The 15012-nt window shown below is 71.9% G+C and carries 12 protein-coding genes; 9 read left to right on the forward strand and 3 right to left on the reverse strand.

Annotated elements, in window-relative coordinates; genetic code table 11:
- The first annotated feature begins 43 nt into the window (after window positions 1-43).
- The 3 genes from EP757_RS41115 (at window position 44) to EP757_RS41125 (ending at window position 4283) form a co-directional block, all read left to right on the forward strand.
- A complete protein-coding gene (locus EP757_RS41115; protein ID WP_127553734.1) occupies window positions 44-805 on the forward strand; it encodes an IclR family transcriptional regulator in 762 nt (253 codons plus the stop codon).
- Complete coding sequence (gene glpK / locus EP757_RS41120) at window positions 802-2295, forward strand: glycerol kinase GlpK (protein ID WP_127553735.1); 1494 nt, start codon at window positions 802-804, stop codon at window positions 2293-2295. The genes EP757_RS41115 and glpK overlap by 4 nt, the downstream gene beginning before the upstream one ends.
- Before the next feature lie 143 nt (window positions 2296-2438).
- A complete protein-coding gene (locus tag EP757_RS41125; RefSeq protein WP_127553736.1) occupies window positions 2439-4283 on the forward strand; it encodes a SpoIIE family protein phosphatase in 1845 nt (614 codons plus the stop codon).
- Between the two features lie 3 nt (window positions 4284-4286).
- On the opposite strand, the gene EP757_RS41130 is transcribed toward EP757_RS41125, so the two are convergent.
- Window positions 4287-4520 carry a zinc-ribbon domain-containing protein gene (locus EP757_RS41130; RefSeq protein WP_127553737.1) on the reverse strand — a complete coding sequence of 78 codons (234 nt, stop codon included), beginning with the start codon at window positions 4518-4520 and terminating at the stop codon, window positions 4287-4289.
- Window positions 4521-4593: 73 nt separating this feature from the next.
- On the opposite strand from EP757_RS41130, the gene EP757_RS41135 reads away from it, so the two are divergent.
- From EP757_RS41135 to EP757_RS41145, 3 genes are all read left to right on the forward strand, one after another.
- Window positions 4594-6420 carry a WD40 repeat domain-containing protein gene (locus EP757_RS41135; protein ID WP_127553738.1) on the forward strand — a complete coding sequence of 609 codons (1827 nt, stop codon included), beginning with the start codon at window positions 4594-4596 and terminating at the stop codon, window positions 6418-6420.
- 97 nt (window positions 6421-6517) lie between these two features.
- Window positions 6518-7027: a pyruvoyl-dependent arginine decarboxylase gene (locus tag EP757_RS41140; protein ID WP_127553739.1), complete on the forward strand. Its 510-nt coding sequence runs from the start codon at window positions 6518-6520 to the stop codon at window positions 7025-7027.
- A 91-nt stretch (window positions 7028-7118) separates the two neighbouring features.
- Window positions 7119-7787 (forward strand): NADPH-dependent F420 reductase, encoded by a 669-nt coding sequence (locus EP757_RS41145; RefSeq protein ID WP_127553740.1) that lies wholly within the window; start codon window positions 7119-7121, stop codon window positions 7785-7787.
- Between the two features lie 91 nt (window positions 7788-7878).
- Here EP757_RS41145 and EP757_RS41150 read toward each other — a convergent pair whose 3' ends face one another.
- Together EP757_RS41150 and EP757_RS41155 are read right to left on the reverse strand one after the other, a co-directional pair.
- Window positions 7879-10542, reverse strand: a complete 2664-nt coding sequence (locus EP757_RS41150; protein ID WP_127553741.1) for a S8 family serine peptidase — start codon at window positions 10540-10542, stop codon at window positions 7879-7881.
- Window positions 10543-10661: 119 nt separating this feature from the next.
- On the reverse strand, window positions 10662-11678 hold the full coding sequence (locus tag EP757_RS41155) for a GNAT family N-acetyltransferase (protein WP_127553742.1): 1017 nt from the start codon (window positions 11676-11678) through the stop codon (window positions 10662-10664).
- A gap of 224 nt (window positions 11679-11902) precedes the next feature.
- Between EP757_RS41155 and EP757_RS41160 the strand changes: the two genes are divergently transcribed.
- From EP757_RS41160 to EP757_RS41170, 3 genes are read left to right on the forward strand one after another with little or no spacing between them, the layout of a single operon-like run.
- Complete coding sequence (locus tag EP757_RS41160) at window positions 11903-12673, forward strand: polysaccharide deacetylase family protein (RefSeq protein ID WP_127553743.1); 771 nt, start codon at window positions 11903-11905, stop codon at window positions 12671-12673.
- The gene (locus EP757_RS41165; RefSeq protein WP_127553744.1) at window positions 12666-13781 is read left to right on the forward strand and encodes a DegT/DnrJ/EryC1/StrS aminotransferase family protein; all 1116 of its coding nucleotides are present in this window, start codon (window positions 12666-12668) and stop codon (window positions 13779-13781) included. The genes EP757_RS41160 and EP757_RS41165 overlap by 8 nt, the downstream gene beginning before the upstream one ends.
- Before the next feature lie 5 nt (window positions 13782-13786).
- Window positions 13787-15001 carry a glycosyltransferase family 4 protein gene (locus EP757_RS41170; RefSeq protein WP_127553745.1) on the forward strand — a complete coding sequence of 405 codons (1215 nt, stop codon included), beginning with the start codon at window positions 13787-13789 and terminating at the stop codon, window positions 14999-15001.
- Window positions 15002-15012 lie beyond the last annotated feature (11 nt).

Genomic DNA, 15012 nt, shown 5'->3' on the forward strand with positions numbered 1-15012 from the left:
TCGACCACGGCGAGTCGTCACACAGTGGCATAGAGTGCGAAACATGCCGGGCACCGTGCAGGCGATCGAGCGAGCGGCCGCGATCCTGCGGACGCTCGCCGGTGGGCCCGGCCGTCTGGGGCTCAGCGAGATCGCCCGGACCCTCGATCTGGCGAAGGGCACCACCCACGGCATCCTGCGCACCCTGCAGCTCGTCGGGTTCGTCGAGCAGGACCGCAACTCCGGCCAGTACCAGCTCGGCGGCGCCCTGCTGCACCTGGGAACGAGCTATCTCGACATCAACGAGCTGCGCTCCCGCTCGATCAACTGGGCGGACCCGCTCGCCGCGCGCAGCGGGGAGTCGGTGCGGATCGGAACCGTCCTGGAAGGACGGGTGCTGGTCGTGCACCACGTGTTCCGGCCGGACGACACGTTCCAGACGCTCGACGTCGGCACGCTGCTGCCGCTGCACGCCACCGCCCTCGGCAAGGTGCTGCTCGCGTACCGGTCGGGCGGCACCGGGGTGCCCGCGGGTGAGCTGGAGAGGTTCACCCGCAAGACGCTCGCCGAACCGAAGCCGCTCGCGTCCGCCCTGGAGGGCGTCCGCGAAGCCGGCTGGGCGGTGGAGATCGAGGAGCTGACGCTCGGCCAGGCGGCCATCGCGGCGCCGATCAGGGGGTACGGGGGACTCGTGGTCGGCGCGATCGGCATATCCGGCCCGGTCGAACGGCTCTGCGACAGCCGGTACCGCCCGCACCCCCACCTGATCACCTACGTCCGCGACGCCGCCCGCGCCGTGTCACGGGACCTGGGAGCCGCCCGATGACCGAGCGATACGTGGTAGCGATCGACCAGGGCACCACCTCCACCCGCTGCATCGTCTTCGACCGCCGGGGGCAACTGGTCTCGCTCGCCCAGCAGGAGCACAAGCAGCACTTCCCCAAGCCCGGCTGGGTCGAGCACGACGCCATGGAGATCTGGCGCAACGTGGAGCGGCTCGCGCCCCGGGTGCTGCGCCGGGCCGGGATCGGGCTCGACCAGGTGGCCGCGCTCGGCATCGCCAACCAGCGGGAGACCACGGTGGTCTGGGACCGCGACACCGGGACGCCGGTCAGGCGGGCGATCATCTGGCAGGACACCCGGACCGACGCGCTGGTCCACGAGCTGTCGGCCCGGCCGGGGGCCAAGGAGGTGGAGGAGCGGTCGGGGCTGCCGCTGGCGACGTACTTCTCCGGACCGCGCCTGAAGTGGACGCTGGACCACACGCCGGGGCTGCGCGAGCGCGCGGAGCGCGGCGAGGTGCTCTGCGGGACCATGGAGACCTGGCTGATCTGGAACCTCACCGGCGGCCTGCACGTCACCGACGTGACGAACGCGAGCCGGACCATGCTCCTCGACGTACGCACCCTCAGATGGTCACCGGAGTCGCTCGCCTTCTTCGGCATCCCGGCGGCCATGCTGCCCGAGGTCCGGCCGTCGATCGGCGTCTTCGGGACGGCCACGGCGGCGTTCCCGGGCGTCCGGATCGGGGCGGCGCTCGGCGATCAGCAGGCGGCGCTCTTCGGGCAGACCTGTTTCACCCCGGGCGAGGCCAAATGTACGTACGGCACCGGCAGCTTCCTGCTGCTCAACACCGGGACCGAACTCGTGCGCTCGGACAACGGCCTGCTGAGCACGGTCGCCTACCGGATCGCCGGGGAACCCGCCGCGTACGCCCTGGAAGGCTCCATCGCGATCACCGGCTCGCTGGTCCAGTGGTTCCGCGACCAGCTCGAACTGATCTCCAGCGCTCCCGAGATCGAGACCCTGGCCCGGACCGTCGCGGACAACGGCGGCTGCTACATCGTCCCGGCCTTCTCCGGGCTCTACGCGCCCTACTGGCGCAGCGAGGCCCGCGGCGTGATCGTGGGACTGACCTCGTACATCACCAAGGGGCACCTGGCCCGGGCGGTCCTGGAGGCGACCGCCTGGCAGACCCGCGAGGTGGTCGACGCCATGAACGCCAACTCCGGCCTCGCCCTGCGCACCCTCAAGGTGGACGGCGGGATGACCGCCGACAACCTGCTCATGCAGATGATCGCGAACGTGCTGGACGTGCCGCTGGTCCGCCCGCTCGCCGTGGAGACGGTGTCGCTGGGCGCGGCGTACGCGGCCGGTCTCGCCGCCGGTTACTGGCCGGACCTGGACGGCCTGCGCCGCAACTGGCACATCGCCGGCCAGTGGCTGCCGGCGATGGATCCGGCGGTGCGCGCCACCGAGTTCGCCAACTGGCGCCGCGCGGTGGAGCGCACCTTCGACTGGATCCAGCCGGCCTGACGACTCGGTGGCGCGGCCGGTCAGCCGGTCACGCAGCCGGTCGACCGGACCGGCACCGGGCCCGCCCGGTTCGTGGACGAGCTCGGCGTATCGAAGGAGTGAGTTCGCGGGCGGCGGCGGGCCGGGACCGCGATGATGGCGGGATGCCCGCCCCCGCGGAGTGGCTCGCCGCCCTCGACGCCGACCCCCAGGGCTGGGCGCTGGCCGAGGCGATCCGCTGCCCGGAGTCCTCCGAGATCGTCGACTTCGAGGTCCGCTACATGAACGAGGCCGGCGCCGAGATCGCCGGCCGGCCGCGCGAGGAGCTGATCGGCCGCCGCTACCGCGATCTCTGGCCGGAGACCGTGCACGACGGGACGCTGCCGCTCTACCGCGCGGTCGTGGAGACCCGGCAGCCCGCGACCAGGACCGTCTACTACGACAAGACCAGCATCGCCGGGCACTTCGACATGTGGATCGGCCCGCACGGCGACGGTTTCCTGGTCCGCTTCGTCGACCTGCGGCGGGTCACCATGGCGCCGCGCTCGTCCGGCGGCGCCCGGCTGCTCGACGTGCTGAACGCGATGTTCGACGGGTTCACCCTGCTGCGAGCGGTCCGCGACGGCGACGGCCGGATCATCGACTTCGTCTGCGAGCACGTGAACGCCGCGGGCGCGGCCGTCACCGGGCACACCGTCGAGGACCTGATCGGCCGGCCGCTCAGCGTCATCGACAGTGCGAGCTGGGAGAACGGCCTCTTCGAGCGGTACCGGGCGGTGACCGAGACCGGAGTGCCGTGGCGCAACGAGTTGTCGTTCCCGGCGGTCGGCCAGGTGTGGGAGATCAAGGTCGGGCGGGCCGGGGCCGACTTCGTGGCCGTCTCGTTCCGGGACATCACCGAGCAGGTCGAGCAGCGCCGGCAGGTCGCCTCGGTCGCGGCGGCGCTGCAGCGGGCGCTGCTGCCGTCCGACCTGCCGCACGTGCCGGGTCTGCGGCACGCGGCCCGCTACCTGCCGTGGACGCAGGGCCTGGAGGTCGGCGGCGACTGGTACGACGTCATCGCGATCGCCGACGACGTGGTCGGCGTGGTGATCGGTGACGTGGCCGGCCACAACAGCGCCGCGGCGGCCGCCATGGGCCAGGTCCGCAACGCGCTGCGCGCCTACGCCAGCGAGGGCCACGACCCGGCCGGCGTGCTGCACCACGCCAACCAGCTGCTCTTCGACATGCACCTGGAGACCCTCGCGACCTGCTGTTACCTGGAACTGCACCCGGCCGAGGGCACGGCCACCGCGGTCCTGGCCGGTCATCCACCGCCGATGCTGCGGATCGGCGAGAGCACCGGCGCGATCGCGCTGCGCCGCGGGCCGCCGCTCGGCGTGACCCGCGACGCCACGTACCACGGCACCACGTTCCTGGTGCCGTCCGGCTCGGCGCTGCTGCTCTACACCGACGGCCTGGTCGAGGGCAGCCGCCACCCGATCGACCGCGGCATGGCCGAGCTGCGGGACGCCGTCGCGGCGGCGCCGCACGCCGACCCGGAGCGCATCCTCGACCACGTGCTGGCAGCCCGGGTCGGTCCCCGGCCGCGCAGCGACGACGTGGCGATCCTCTGCCTCACCAACGACGCCGTCACCGCCGATCCGCCGACGGTCCGGCGCCGGTTCCGCGGCGAGGCGCTCAGCGCGTCCACCGCCCGCCGGTTCACCAGCGACATCCTGGAGGCGTGGGAGCTGACCCCGCTGCTGGACGACGCGCTGCTCCTGCTCGGTGAGCTGATCACCAACGCGATCCAGCACACGGTCGGCGACGTCGTGGTCGAGCTGCGCCGGGACAAGTCGCTGCGGGTCGCGGTGAGCGACCCGAGCGAGCGGCCGCCGGCGCCGCGCTTCGCCGGCCCGGAGAGCGAGGACGGCCGCGGCCTGCTGATCGTCGAGCGCCTCGCCTGCGGCTGGGGAACCGAGACCCTCGCCACCGGCGGCAAGACGGTCTGGTTCGAGCTCTCCTAGTGCTCAGTGCGCCGGCACGCCGAGACGGTGCGGGTCCGCCTGCCGGAAGCCACGGCAGTGCCCGCACACCAGGTAGTGCTGCGCCGCCTTCACCGGGAAGAGCGGAATGAAGAACAGGGTGAATTTCGTGGACCGTCTCAGCAGTTGCTGAGGCGCCTGCCACCCGCAGATCTCGCAGGTCATCAGGTGGGTGCCGACGAGATGGTCCTTCGTGCTGAGGCCGAACAAGAGGAACATGGTCCTCAGTGTTACCCACCACCGCCAGTGGTCAGTCTCCGTTGTCCCGGACGAGAGCTACTGGGGAGGCGACGTGGCAGGACCGAGCCTGGTCATCCGGTTCGGTGCCGGGCGGATCACGCTGGCGCTCGACGACGACACGGTGAGCGGTCTGCCGACCGTGCGGCACCGGGACACGACGGCCGGCGCGGGCACCTCGCCGGCCGAGTTGTCCGGACAGTTCGCCGAGGTGCTGCGGGATGCCGTGCCGCCGGTGCCGCGCCGGCTCACGGTGATCTGCCCGGTGGGCTGGGAGGAGCGTCACCGGATCGCGATGACCCGGGCCGCGGCCGCGGCGGGGGTGTCCGGTCCGTCGTTCCTGATCGGCCCGGTCGCCGTCGCTCATTCGGTCGCCACCGGGCTGCGGCGGCGGCGGGCGGCAGCGGTGGTCACCCTGGGTGGCCCGCTTGCGGAGGTCGCCGTTCTCGTTCGTACGCGGACCGGCTTCACTCTTCTCGGCGAACCCTCGGGGGTGCTGGTCCCGCACACTCCGGAGGGCCGGCGTCGCGTGGTCGGCGAGCTTCTCACCACGGTCTCCGGGGCCGGCCTCACCACCGAGCAGCTGGCCGGGGTCTACGTGGTGGGCGACACCGAGCCCGGCGCCCCGCTGGCCGCCGAGATCCAGAAGACGCTCGGGGTGGCCACCTCGGCACGCCGTGAACTGGAGACGGCCGCCGTCGACGGGGCGCTCACGGCGTACCCGCGCAGGAATCGTGGCCTGCGCCGCCGCACCCTGGCCGCGGCAGCCGCGGTGGTCGCGCTGATGATCGCCGCCGTGGGCGGCATGCAGCTCCGGGGCAGCGCCGAACCGGCCGGCGCGCGGTTCGTCTCGGCCACCGCCGCGCCCGCGCCGCTGGTGCACGTCCTCGATGCCGACGCCGGATCCCTGACCACCCTCGACACCGCGACCGGCGGCGTCACCCCGGTGTCGCCGGTGCCCGCCGGTGAGGCGGACTGGTTCCGGCTCACCCCGGACGGGCGCACCGCGATGATCGGCAACGTCGACGGCGTCACCCTGATCGACACCGCGACCCGCAAGGTACGCGCCCACGTCCCGCTGCCCGGCGCCACCGCCGGCGCGATCTCCGCCGACGGCCGGACGCTGTCCGTGCTGACCTGGCCCGGACGCGGCGAGAAATCCCGGATCGTGCCGGTCGACGTCGCCACCGGCGCCCCGGGCACCCCGATCATCGCCGGTGAGCGGGCCGGGCAGCTGGCCGGCGGACCGGACGGCCGGCTCTACGTGCTGGAGCCGGCGACCCGCTCCTCCGGGGCACAGCTGGACATCGTGGACACCAGGACGCAGACGACCAGGCACGTGCCGGTGCACCGGAGTTCCCGGGAGATCGCGCTGACCCCGGACGGGCGGACGCTCTATGTGGCGGCGGATCGCTGGCTGGGCCCGTACGACGGAACCCTGCGACCGCCGATCACCCTGCCCGGCACGATCACCGCGCTGGTGGTCACGCCGGACGGCCGTTCCGTCTACGCCCTCTGCGAGGACCTGGTCGTGGCCGTCGACGTGGCGACCTCCCGGATCCGCGCGACGATCCCGCTGGCCGGGGTCGGCAACGCCTGGCGGCTCAGCGCCTCCCCGGACAGCCGCCGCGTCTACGTCTACGGCAGCACCGACGTCCCGGCGATCGGCTGGATCGACACCGCGACCGACCGGGCCGGCCTGCCGATCCGGGTCGGCGCCCAGCCCGGGGAGATCCTGCACCGCGCCGACGGCTCGGCCGCCTACGTCCTGACCCGCCGCGACGACCAGCGGTCCGCGCTGGTCACCGTCGACGCCGCGACCGGCACGGCGGGCCGGGTCTTCGAGCTGCCGCCCGGCCCGGTCGTCATCGCGACCCCGTAGAGAAAGTCGCAGCGAATCCTTCAGTGCGGCGGGGCCCGGCCGACAAGTAATCGCGAGAGAGACAGTCAACCCGACTTCGAGAGGCCGGTAGCACAACGTGCGTAGCTCCGCGGTTTACGACCAGATCCCCGTCGTCAAGGTGACCGGCCAGGGCACCACCACCCTGTCCGCCTTCCACGACGCGCTGGTCCAGGCCGACCTCGCCGTCTACAACCTGGTGCGGCTCTCCAGCGTCATCCCGCCCGGCACGTCGGTCGACGCGACCGGCAAGGCCCCGGTCCCGGTCGGCGCGTGGGGCGACAAGCTGTACTGCGTCTACGCCGACCAGTACGCGACGCTGCCGGGCGAGCAGGCGTGGGCCGGCATCGGCTGGGTGCAGCGCCTCGACGGCAAGGGCGGGCTCTTCGTCGAGCACGAGGGCACCAGCGAGGGGTATGTCACCCAGGCGATCAAGAACAGCCTCCGCGACCTGATCCGCGGGCACGAGGAGGGCTTCACCGACCCGGACTTCGTGGTGCACGGCGTGGTCTGCGAGAGCGACCCGGTCTGCGCCATGGTCATCGCGCCGTACGAGACCGCCACCTGGGCCGGCGCCCCGCGCGACTGACCGCCGCCGGCACACCTCCGCACGGCTTTGCGGAGGTGTGCCTCCGGTCACTGGCCGGAATCGCCGGGGACCACGGGAGGTTCGCGCTGTCATGACGACGATCGGACTCATCGGCAGCGGGAACATCGGCAGCACCGTGGCACGCCTCGCGGTGGCTGCGGGCCACACCGTCGTGCTGAGCAACTCCCGCGGTCCCGCGACACTCGCCGGCCTCATCGCCGAACTCGGCCCGAACGCCTCCGCCGCCACCCCGGCGCAGGCCGCCGCCGCGGCCGACATCGTGGTGGTCACGGTGCCGCTCAAGGCGTACGGCGACATCCCGGCGGAACCGCTGGCCGGCAAGGTCCTGATCGACACGAACAACTACTACCCCGAGCGTGACGGCCGCATCGCCGCGCTCGACGACGGCTCCACGACCACCGGCGAGCTCGTCCAGGCGCACTTCGCCGCCGCCAAGGTCGTGAAGGGCTTCAACAACATCTGGTTCGAGCACCTGCGGTCGCTGGCCCGCCCGGCCGGCTCGCCGGAGCGGTCCGCGCTCCCGATCGCCGGTGACGACGACGTGGCGAAGAAGCAGGTCACCGAGTTCTTCGACAGCATCGGCTTCGACGTGGTCGACGCGGGACCGCTCGCCGAGAACTGGCGCACCCAGCGCGACACCCCGGTCTACGTGACCCCGTACGGCCGTTACGGCGACCCGGCCGGCGCCACCGCCTCCGCCGACTACGTCCGCGAGCGCCTCTCCGCCGCCAAGCGGTAACCACCACGACGTTGCAGATCTCCCGCCTTGCGGCGGCTCGGTGGAGATCGAGGGCCGCGCGCCCGGTCGGCGGACCGGACGCGCGGCCTCTTCATCGGAACTCGTCGTGGGTGACGTAGGTTCCGGACGGTGGCGTCGTCGTCGTGCGGTTGGGGCCGTTCTCCCAGGTCACCGAGCCGTCCTCGGCCTTGCGCAGATATTTGAACTCGATCGCCGTGTTCGGCGGCAGGGACACGTCGCCGGACCAGACCGGATAGGTCGCGGCGGACAGCGGAACCGCGCGCCCGGGATCCCATCCGCCCAGTTCCGGGACGTCGCCGACGACGAAGACGTTCTGTCCCCAGACCGTCTCGGCGGTCACCCGGAAGGTGGCGGCGATCCGGTTCACCGGCGGACGGAACGTGACACCGCCGTTCCCGGTCACCGCCGCGGCGTTCACGGCATGGGCGAGCGCGTCGCCGCCGGCCGCGTCCTCGATGCCGATCGTGGCGCTGACACCGGTGGCCCGCACGCCGGACAACCCCCGGTAGCGGTAGGTGATCGTGCCGTCCCGGTGCAGGATCGCGCTCACCGAGATCCGCCCGCTGCCGTCCTCGCCGTAGAAGCGCGCGTTGCGCCACTCCACCACGAACGCATCGGCGTCGGATCGGGTGAAGATCCCACCGGCGTCGTCGACGACCAGGTCGTCCCAGAACGGGTAGAGCGCGTCGTTGGGCGCGGCCGATGAGGGAAGAGCGCCGTTCTGGTACGCCGCCAGCGCCGTGCCGAAACCGATCACTCCATTGGTGCTCACCCAGGCCCGGTCGTGGGTCACCCCGTAGAACGGGACGGCGAACGGCAGGCTCACCTCGGCCGTGCCGTCGTCGCCGATCAGATCCAGTCGCTCGGCGCCGGGACGGTAGTCCTCGGACGCCGCCCCGCAGGTGTGCCCGAACCGGTCCCGGGCCGCGTCGAGGGTGATGTCCACGGTGGCGTCCCCGCTCACGGTGAGCTGCCGGGAGTCCGGCAGCACGCATCCGCCCGCCGGCGTGACCGTCAGCAGGTAGTCCCCGATCGGCGCGGCGAACCGGTAGCGACCTGCGGAGTCCGTGGTCACCGACACCGGGGTGCCGCCGAGCGCGACGGTGGCGCCGGCCACCGGCGTGCCGCCCGAGCCGATCGTCCCCTCGATCACCGCGGACATGCTCGTCGTCAGCGCCGCGTCGAGAGTCACCGCGCCGCCGTCCGTGATCCGCACGTCGCGTTCCCAGGCGTCGTAGCCGAAAGCGGTCACCCGCAGCCGATGGTTCCCGGCCACCACCTGGCCGAACCGGTATTCGCCGCCGGTCCCGCTGCTCACCGAACGGCCGCCGAGCGACACGGTGGCGCCCGCGACCGGCGCCGCGTCCCCGGTCACGGTGCCGGCGAGGCTGCCGGCCGGGCTGACCGCGAGGTCGACGGCGGCGTGCGCGTCCAGCCGACCCTGGCCGAAGACGTTGTTGTCGCCGGCCGTCCCGCCGCACGTCGTGTCGCCGGTGTCGATCGCCGTCTCGTCCAGGATCTCCCTGGTCGCGGCGATGTCGCGGCGCAGGCCGGGCGCCGCTGACCAGATCAGCGCGACGGTGGCGGCGGTGTGCGGTGAGGCCATCGACGTCCCGCTGTAGACGGCGTACCCACCGCCCGGCACGCTCGACCGGACGTCCACCCCGGGCGCGGCGATGTCCGGCTTGATCGTGTGGTCCTGCCCCGAGCCGCGGCTCGAGAAGCCCGCGATCGCGTCGTTCACGTCGAAAGCCCCCGAGGCGTACGCCGCGGTGTACGACCCGGGACTGCCCGCCGTCTCGCACGCCGGGCCGGCGTTGCCGTTCGCGAAGGCCGGGAAGATACCGGCGGCCGTCCACGCGCTCACCACGTCGGCGTACCAGGGATCGAATCCGGCGGCGCCGCCCCACGAGTTGTTGACGATGTCCGGCGCCAGGTCGGGACGCGGGTTCCGGCCGTCCAGGTCGGTGGGCGCGACGATCCACTGACCGGCCGCGAGCAGTGCGGCGACCGAGCAGGAGTTCGTCTCGCAGCCCTTCGCGGCGATCCAGGTGGCGCCCGGCGCGACCCCGATGCCACCGGACCCGGCCATCGTCCCCATGGTGTGCGTGCCGTGGCCGGTGGTGTCGCACGGTTCGGCGCCGGGGCAGGTGTGCGAAGGGTCGTACCAGTGGTAGTCGTGCTGGTAGGAGCCGTCGGCCTGCCGTCCCCGGTAGTTCCCGGCGAGCGCCGGATGGTCGAACTGCACACCGGTGTCGATGTTCGCCACCACGATCCCGTCACCGCGGTCGTCCCGTTCCGACCAGACGCGCGGCGCGCCGATCCGGTCGATGTTCCACTCGACCGCGTCCACGGCGGCCCGGACGTCACCGGCGACCGGCGCCGGCAGCGTGACCGGGTCGTCCGGCACGATCGCCTTGACGTCGTCCCGGGCGGCGAGTTCCCGCTTCAGCGCGGCGTCGCCGGTCACCCGGATCGTGTCGGCGATCCAGTACGTCTCGAACTCGGCTCTCCGGCTGGACAGCAGCTCCCGCAGCGACTCCTGGCTCTTCTCCGCCCCGGCCCGGGCCGCCCGGTAGAACCCCGTGCCGGTGGCCTCGACCCCGCCGCGGTCGCGGAGCAGCACCCAGAACGACCCGGCGGGTCCGGCCGCCCATCCCGGCGCGACCCCGGCCGCGGCGGCCACCGTGCCCAGCACGGCGGCCACCACCCATCGCTTCCCGTATCGCTTCATCGCGTTCTCCCCAGATCGATGGATCCGGGTGAGGACGCTATTGAGGAACGCCTATGTATGCAAGAAATTTCTTTGCTTGCAAGATGTTTCACAGCCGTGAAGCCGCAGGTCCCGGCGTTCTAGGAGCCCGATCGGGCACCTGCCAACTTCGCCGCGGTGCGCTGCCTCAGCGCGAAGCCCTGCTTCGCCGCGTCCCGCAGCCGGGCCACGAGCGGCGACTTCGACCGGCGGGCCCACGGAACCGGTACCTCCACGGTCCCGTACTTCTGCTTGTAGGCGTTGCCGCCGACGAAGTCGAACTCGGTCACCCCGCGCTCCCGAGCCCAGCGCAGCGCGTGCCAGATCAGCGTCTCGTTGGGCCGCAGGTGCTGGTGCTCCCGGTAGCTCGCACCGCCCCAGAAGTACATCGTGCGGTGGTACCAGGGCAGCACCGCGGTCGCGATGGACCGGCCGTCGGCATCCCTGGCACGCAGCAGCAGGATCCGCCCGGACGGTTCCAAGTGACGGATCAACGACTTGACTCTTTCCACCGAATAAGTGGGAACCAGATTCTGCTTGGCGAATACGTCCCGCAATTGATCGTAGAATTCACCGGCGAATGCGGGATCACCGGACACCTCTTCGACGACCACTCCGGACTTCGCCGCCTTGCGGATGTTGCGCCGGCACGCGCTCGCCATCGCGCCGAACAGCGCGTCCTCGTCCGGGCGCACATCGATCACCGCGGTGGGCGCGGCGTCCCATCGCAGGCCCAGCCCGCCGAGGTCCGCCTCGGTCAGGCCGCGGTCCCGGATCTCCAGATGGGCGCAGCCGAGCTCCGTGAAGGCGAACGGCATCAGTGCCTCCAGCGCCGCCCGCCGGGGCACGTCCGGGCGCAGGTTGAACCCCACGTACGAGGTGGTCCAGCCGGCCATCGGGCTGCCCAGGATGCGCAGCCCGTACTTCCTGGTGATCAGCCCGGTGAAGTGACCCACCGGGGTATACCCGTCGTGCACGGTGGCGAGCACCGGCTCGGCGCCCTGGCACTCGGCGACGAACGCCAGCCACTCGGGAGTGTGGAAGATCAGCCGGTCGTGGTAACCGGCACGGTCGCGGATGAGGGCCTCACTCGGCTCCACCCGTCGCAGTCGAAGCATGGTTTCGGTATCCCCGATCGAAATAGACGCCGCGGTGGGATGGTGCCCACGCGCACGCCCATTTCACAATGACCCGTTCGGACCATTCCGCATTCACGCGAATAATACTCGCGTTCCTTATGACAATTGCTACTGCCGTCGCCCTGACGCATTTGCCATCGTGGGTGAGAGCCGCGGGGCGCAGAGCGTCGTGGCCCTTCGTGGTCGAGATCAAGAGGGGGACCATGCATCCGCCCACGGCGCTGAAGAAACGCCTGAACGAGCTCGGGCTGCGCAGCCGGCTCCGGGCGCGCCCCCGGACACAGGGCCGGATCCTGGCGCCGGCCGGTCTTCTCCGCCGCCTGCCCAGCGCGCCGGGCCTCTACTTCCCCTTCTACCACGACGTGCTCCCGGAGTACGCCGGCGACCTGCGCCACCACCTGCGCACCCTGAAGGCGATCGGCCCGATGCTGGCGTGGGACGAGGCGCTCGCGGTGCTGGCCGGCGACAGGCCGCTGACCGGCCCGATGTTCTGTCTCTCCTTCGACGACGCGCACCCGAGCTGGCGCGACGTGGCCGCCCCGATCCTGCTGGACATGGGGGTGCCGGCGATGTTCTTCCTGACCTCCGGGATGGTCGGCCGGCCCGGCAACCTGACCTGGGACGACTGCCGTCAGCTGGCGGCGGCCGGGTTCCAGTTCGGCTCGCACACGGTGACCCATCACCGCCTCGCCGACCAGGACGACGAGACCGCCGCCCGCGAGCTGATCGACTCCAAACGCGAGATCGAGGACGAGCTCGGCGCCGAGGTCCGCGACTTCGCCGCGCCGTACGGCCACCCCGCCGTCGACTTCCGCGACCGTGACGTGCGGACCGCGCGGCAGGCGGGTTACCGGAGCTTCTCCAGCACCCTGCGCAAGGCGATGCACGCCGGCGACTCGCCGCTGTGCATCCGCCGCCAGGGCCTGCACCCGGCCTGGCCGATCATGGCAGTGAGGACCCGGGTCCATGACTGACGCGCGCATCCACCTCTCCCCACCCGACGTCAGCGACCTGGAACGCAAGCTGCTGCTCAAGGCGTTCGACTCGAACTGGGTGGCCCCGGTCGGCCCCGACCTGGACGCCTTCGAGGAGCAGGTCGCCGAGCTGGTCGGCGTCCGGCACGCGGTCGCGTTGTCCAGTGGCACGGCGGCCCTGCACCTGGCGCTGATCGGGGCCGGGGTGCGGCGCGGCGACACCGTGCTGGTCCCGTCGTTCACGTTCGCCGCCACCGCCAACGCGGTGACCTACCTGGGCGCCCGCCCGGTCTTCGTCGACAGCACGCCGGCCAGCTGGAACGTCGATCCCGAGCTGATCGCCGAGGAGCTGCGCGGCCGGGCCGAGCACGGCCGGCTGCCACGCGCCGTGATCGCCGTCGACATGTACGGGCAGTGCGCCGACTACGAGCCCCTGCTCACCGCCTGCGACCGGTACGGCGTCCCGCTGATCGAGGACGCCGCCGAGGCCCTGGGCGCCACCTACCAGGGCCGTCCGGCCGGCTCGTTCGGGCTGGCCGGCGTCCTGTCGTTCAACGGCAACAAGATCATCACCACCGGTGGCGGCGGGATGCTGGTGACCGACGACGGCCGGATGGCGAAACAGGCACGGCACCTCGCCACCCAGGCCCGCGAGCCAGTGCCGCACTACGAGCACCGCAGCATCGGCTACAACTACCGGCTCAGCAACCTGCTCGCCGCCGTCGGCCGCGGCCAGGTGCAGCGGCTGCCGCAGATGATCGCGGCCCGGCGGGAGACGTTCCGGTACTACCGGGACGCGCTGCCCGACCTGACCTTCATGCCGATCGCGGCGTACGGCGAGCCGAACTACTGGCTCACCTGCGCGCTGACCGAGGACGCCGCTCAGAGGGACCGGATCATCGCCGAGCTGGCCCGGCACGACATCGAGGCCCGCCCGGCCTGGAAACCGATGCATCTGCAGCCGGTCTTCCAGGACTGTGTGACGCGTGGTGGCGAGGTCAGCGCCGGCCTGTTCCGCCGCGGGCTCTGCCTGCCCAGTGGTTCCGCCCTGACCGGCCGCGACCGTGAGCGCGTGGTCACCGCCGTCCGAGCCGCGATGAAGGGCTGACCGGGATGCACATCGTCTACATCCACCAGTACTACTGCAACCCGGCGATGGCCGGCGGGATCCGCTCCTACGAGCAGGCCCGCCGTCTGGTCGCCCGTGGCCACACGGTCGACGTGATCACCACGGACATCACGCCCGGCGACCGTGAGCTGGGCTGGAAGGTGACCGAGGACGACGGCGTCCGCGTGCACTGGTTCCGCGTCCCGTACTCGAACAACATGTCCTACACCCGGCGGCTGCGCGCCTTCGGCGAGTTCATGGTGCTCGCCGCCGCGCGCGCGGCCCGGCTCAAGGCCGACCTGGTCTTCGCCACCAGCACCCCGCTCACCGTCGCCGTGCCCGGCGTGATCGCGGCGAAGCTGCGGCGGGCGCCGTTCGTCTTCGAGGTCCGCGACCTCTGGCCCGAGGTGCCGATCGAGATGGGCGCGCTGCGCAACCCGGTGGCGCGCGGGCTGGCCGGGGCGCTGGCGAACTTCGCCTACCGCAACGCGTCCGAGGTGATCGCCCTCTCCCCCGGGATGGCCGCCGGCGTGACCGCGCGACGGCCGCAGACCCGGACGACGGTCATCCCGAACGCCGCGGACATCGACCTCTTCCAGGTCGGCAACGACGACATCCGGAGATTCCGGGCGCGATACGCCTGGCTCGGTGACCGCCCGCTCATCGTCTACACCGGAGCGCTCGGCGCGGTCAACGGCGTGGAGTACCTGGTGAAAGCCGCCTCCCGGATGCGCGACATCGACCCGGACATCCGGGTGCTGATCGTCGGCCACGGCAAGGAGTGGGAGCCGACCAGAGAGCTCGCGGAGCGCGAGGGACTCCTGAACACCGTCGTCCACATGTGGGAGAAGGTCCCCAAGTCCGAGCTGCCGGTCATCCTCGGCGCCGCCACCATGTCGACCAGCTTCGTCCGGCCGATCCGCGGCCTCTGGGACAACTCGGCGAACAAGTTCTTCGACGCGCTCGCCGCCTCCCGCCCGATCGCCATCAACTACGGCGGCTGGCAGGCCGACCTGCTCCGCGAGACCGGCGCCGGGCTGGTCCTCGACCCGGAGAACCACGACGCGGCCGCATCGCTGCTGGTCCAGTACTTGCGCGACGACGTGTGGCTGAAGGAGGCGCGTGAGGCCGCCCACCGGCTGGCCGTCGAACGGTTCTCCCGCGACCTGCTCTTCGACGATTTCGAACGGGTCCTCGAGCGATCAGCACAGCGAAACTGAGCGGGGAGACA

The sequence above is a fragment of the Actinoplanes sp. OR16 genome, from assembly GCF_004001265.1.
Lineage (GTDB): Bacteria > Actinomycetota > Actinomycetes > Mycobacteriales > Micromonosporaceae > Actinoplanes.

Excerpts from the sequence above, each read along its gene's own strand:
- EP757_RS41115 (WP_127553734.1), top strand. The coding sequence starts at position 44 with ATGCCGGGCACCGTGCAGGCGATCGAGCGAGCGGCCGCGATCCTGCGG.
- glpK (WP_127553735.1), top strand. The coding sequence starts at position 802 with ATGACCGAGCGATACGTGGTAGCGATCGACCAGGGCACCACCTCCACC.
- EP757_RS41125 (WP_127553736.1), top strand. The coding sequence starts at position 2,439 with ATGCCCGCCCCCGCGGAGTGGCTCGCCGCCCTCGACGCCGACCCCCAG.
- EP757_RS41130 (WP_127553737.1), bottom strand. The coding sequence starts at position 4,520 with ATGTTCCTCTTGTTCGGCCTCAGCACGAAGGACCATCTCGTCGGCACC.
- EP757_RS41145 (WP_127553740.1), top strand. The coding sequence starts at position 7,119 with ATGACGACGATCGGACTCATCGGCAGCGGGAACATCGGCAGCACCGTG.
- EP757_RS41150 (WP_127553741.1), bottom strand. The coding sequence starts at position 10,542 with ATGAAGCGATACGGGAAGCGATGGGTGGTGGCCGCCGTGCTGGGCACG.
- EP757_RS41155 (WP_127553742.1), bottom strand. The coding sequence starts at position 11,678 with ATGCTTCGACTGCGACGGGTGGAGCCGAGTGAGGCCCTCATCCGCGAC.
- EP757_RS41160 (WP_127553743.1), top strand. The coding sequence starts at position 11,903 with ATGCATCCGCCCACGGCGCTGAAGAAACGCCTGAACGAGCTCGGGCTG.
- EP757_RS41165 (WP_127553744.1), top strand. The coding sequence starts at position 12,666 with ATGACTGACGCGCGCATCCACCTCTCCCCACCCGACGTCAGCGACCTG.
- EP757_RS41170 (WP_127553745.1), top strand. The coding sequence starts at position 13,787 with ATGCACATCGTCTACATCCACCAGTACTACTGCAACCCGGCGATGGCC.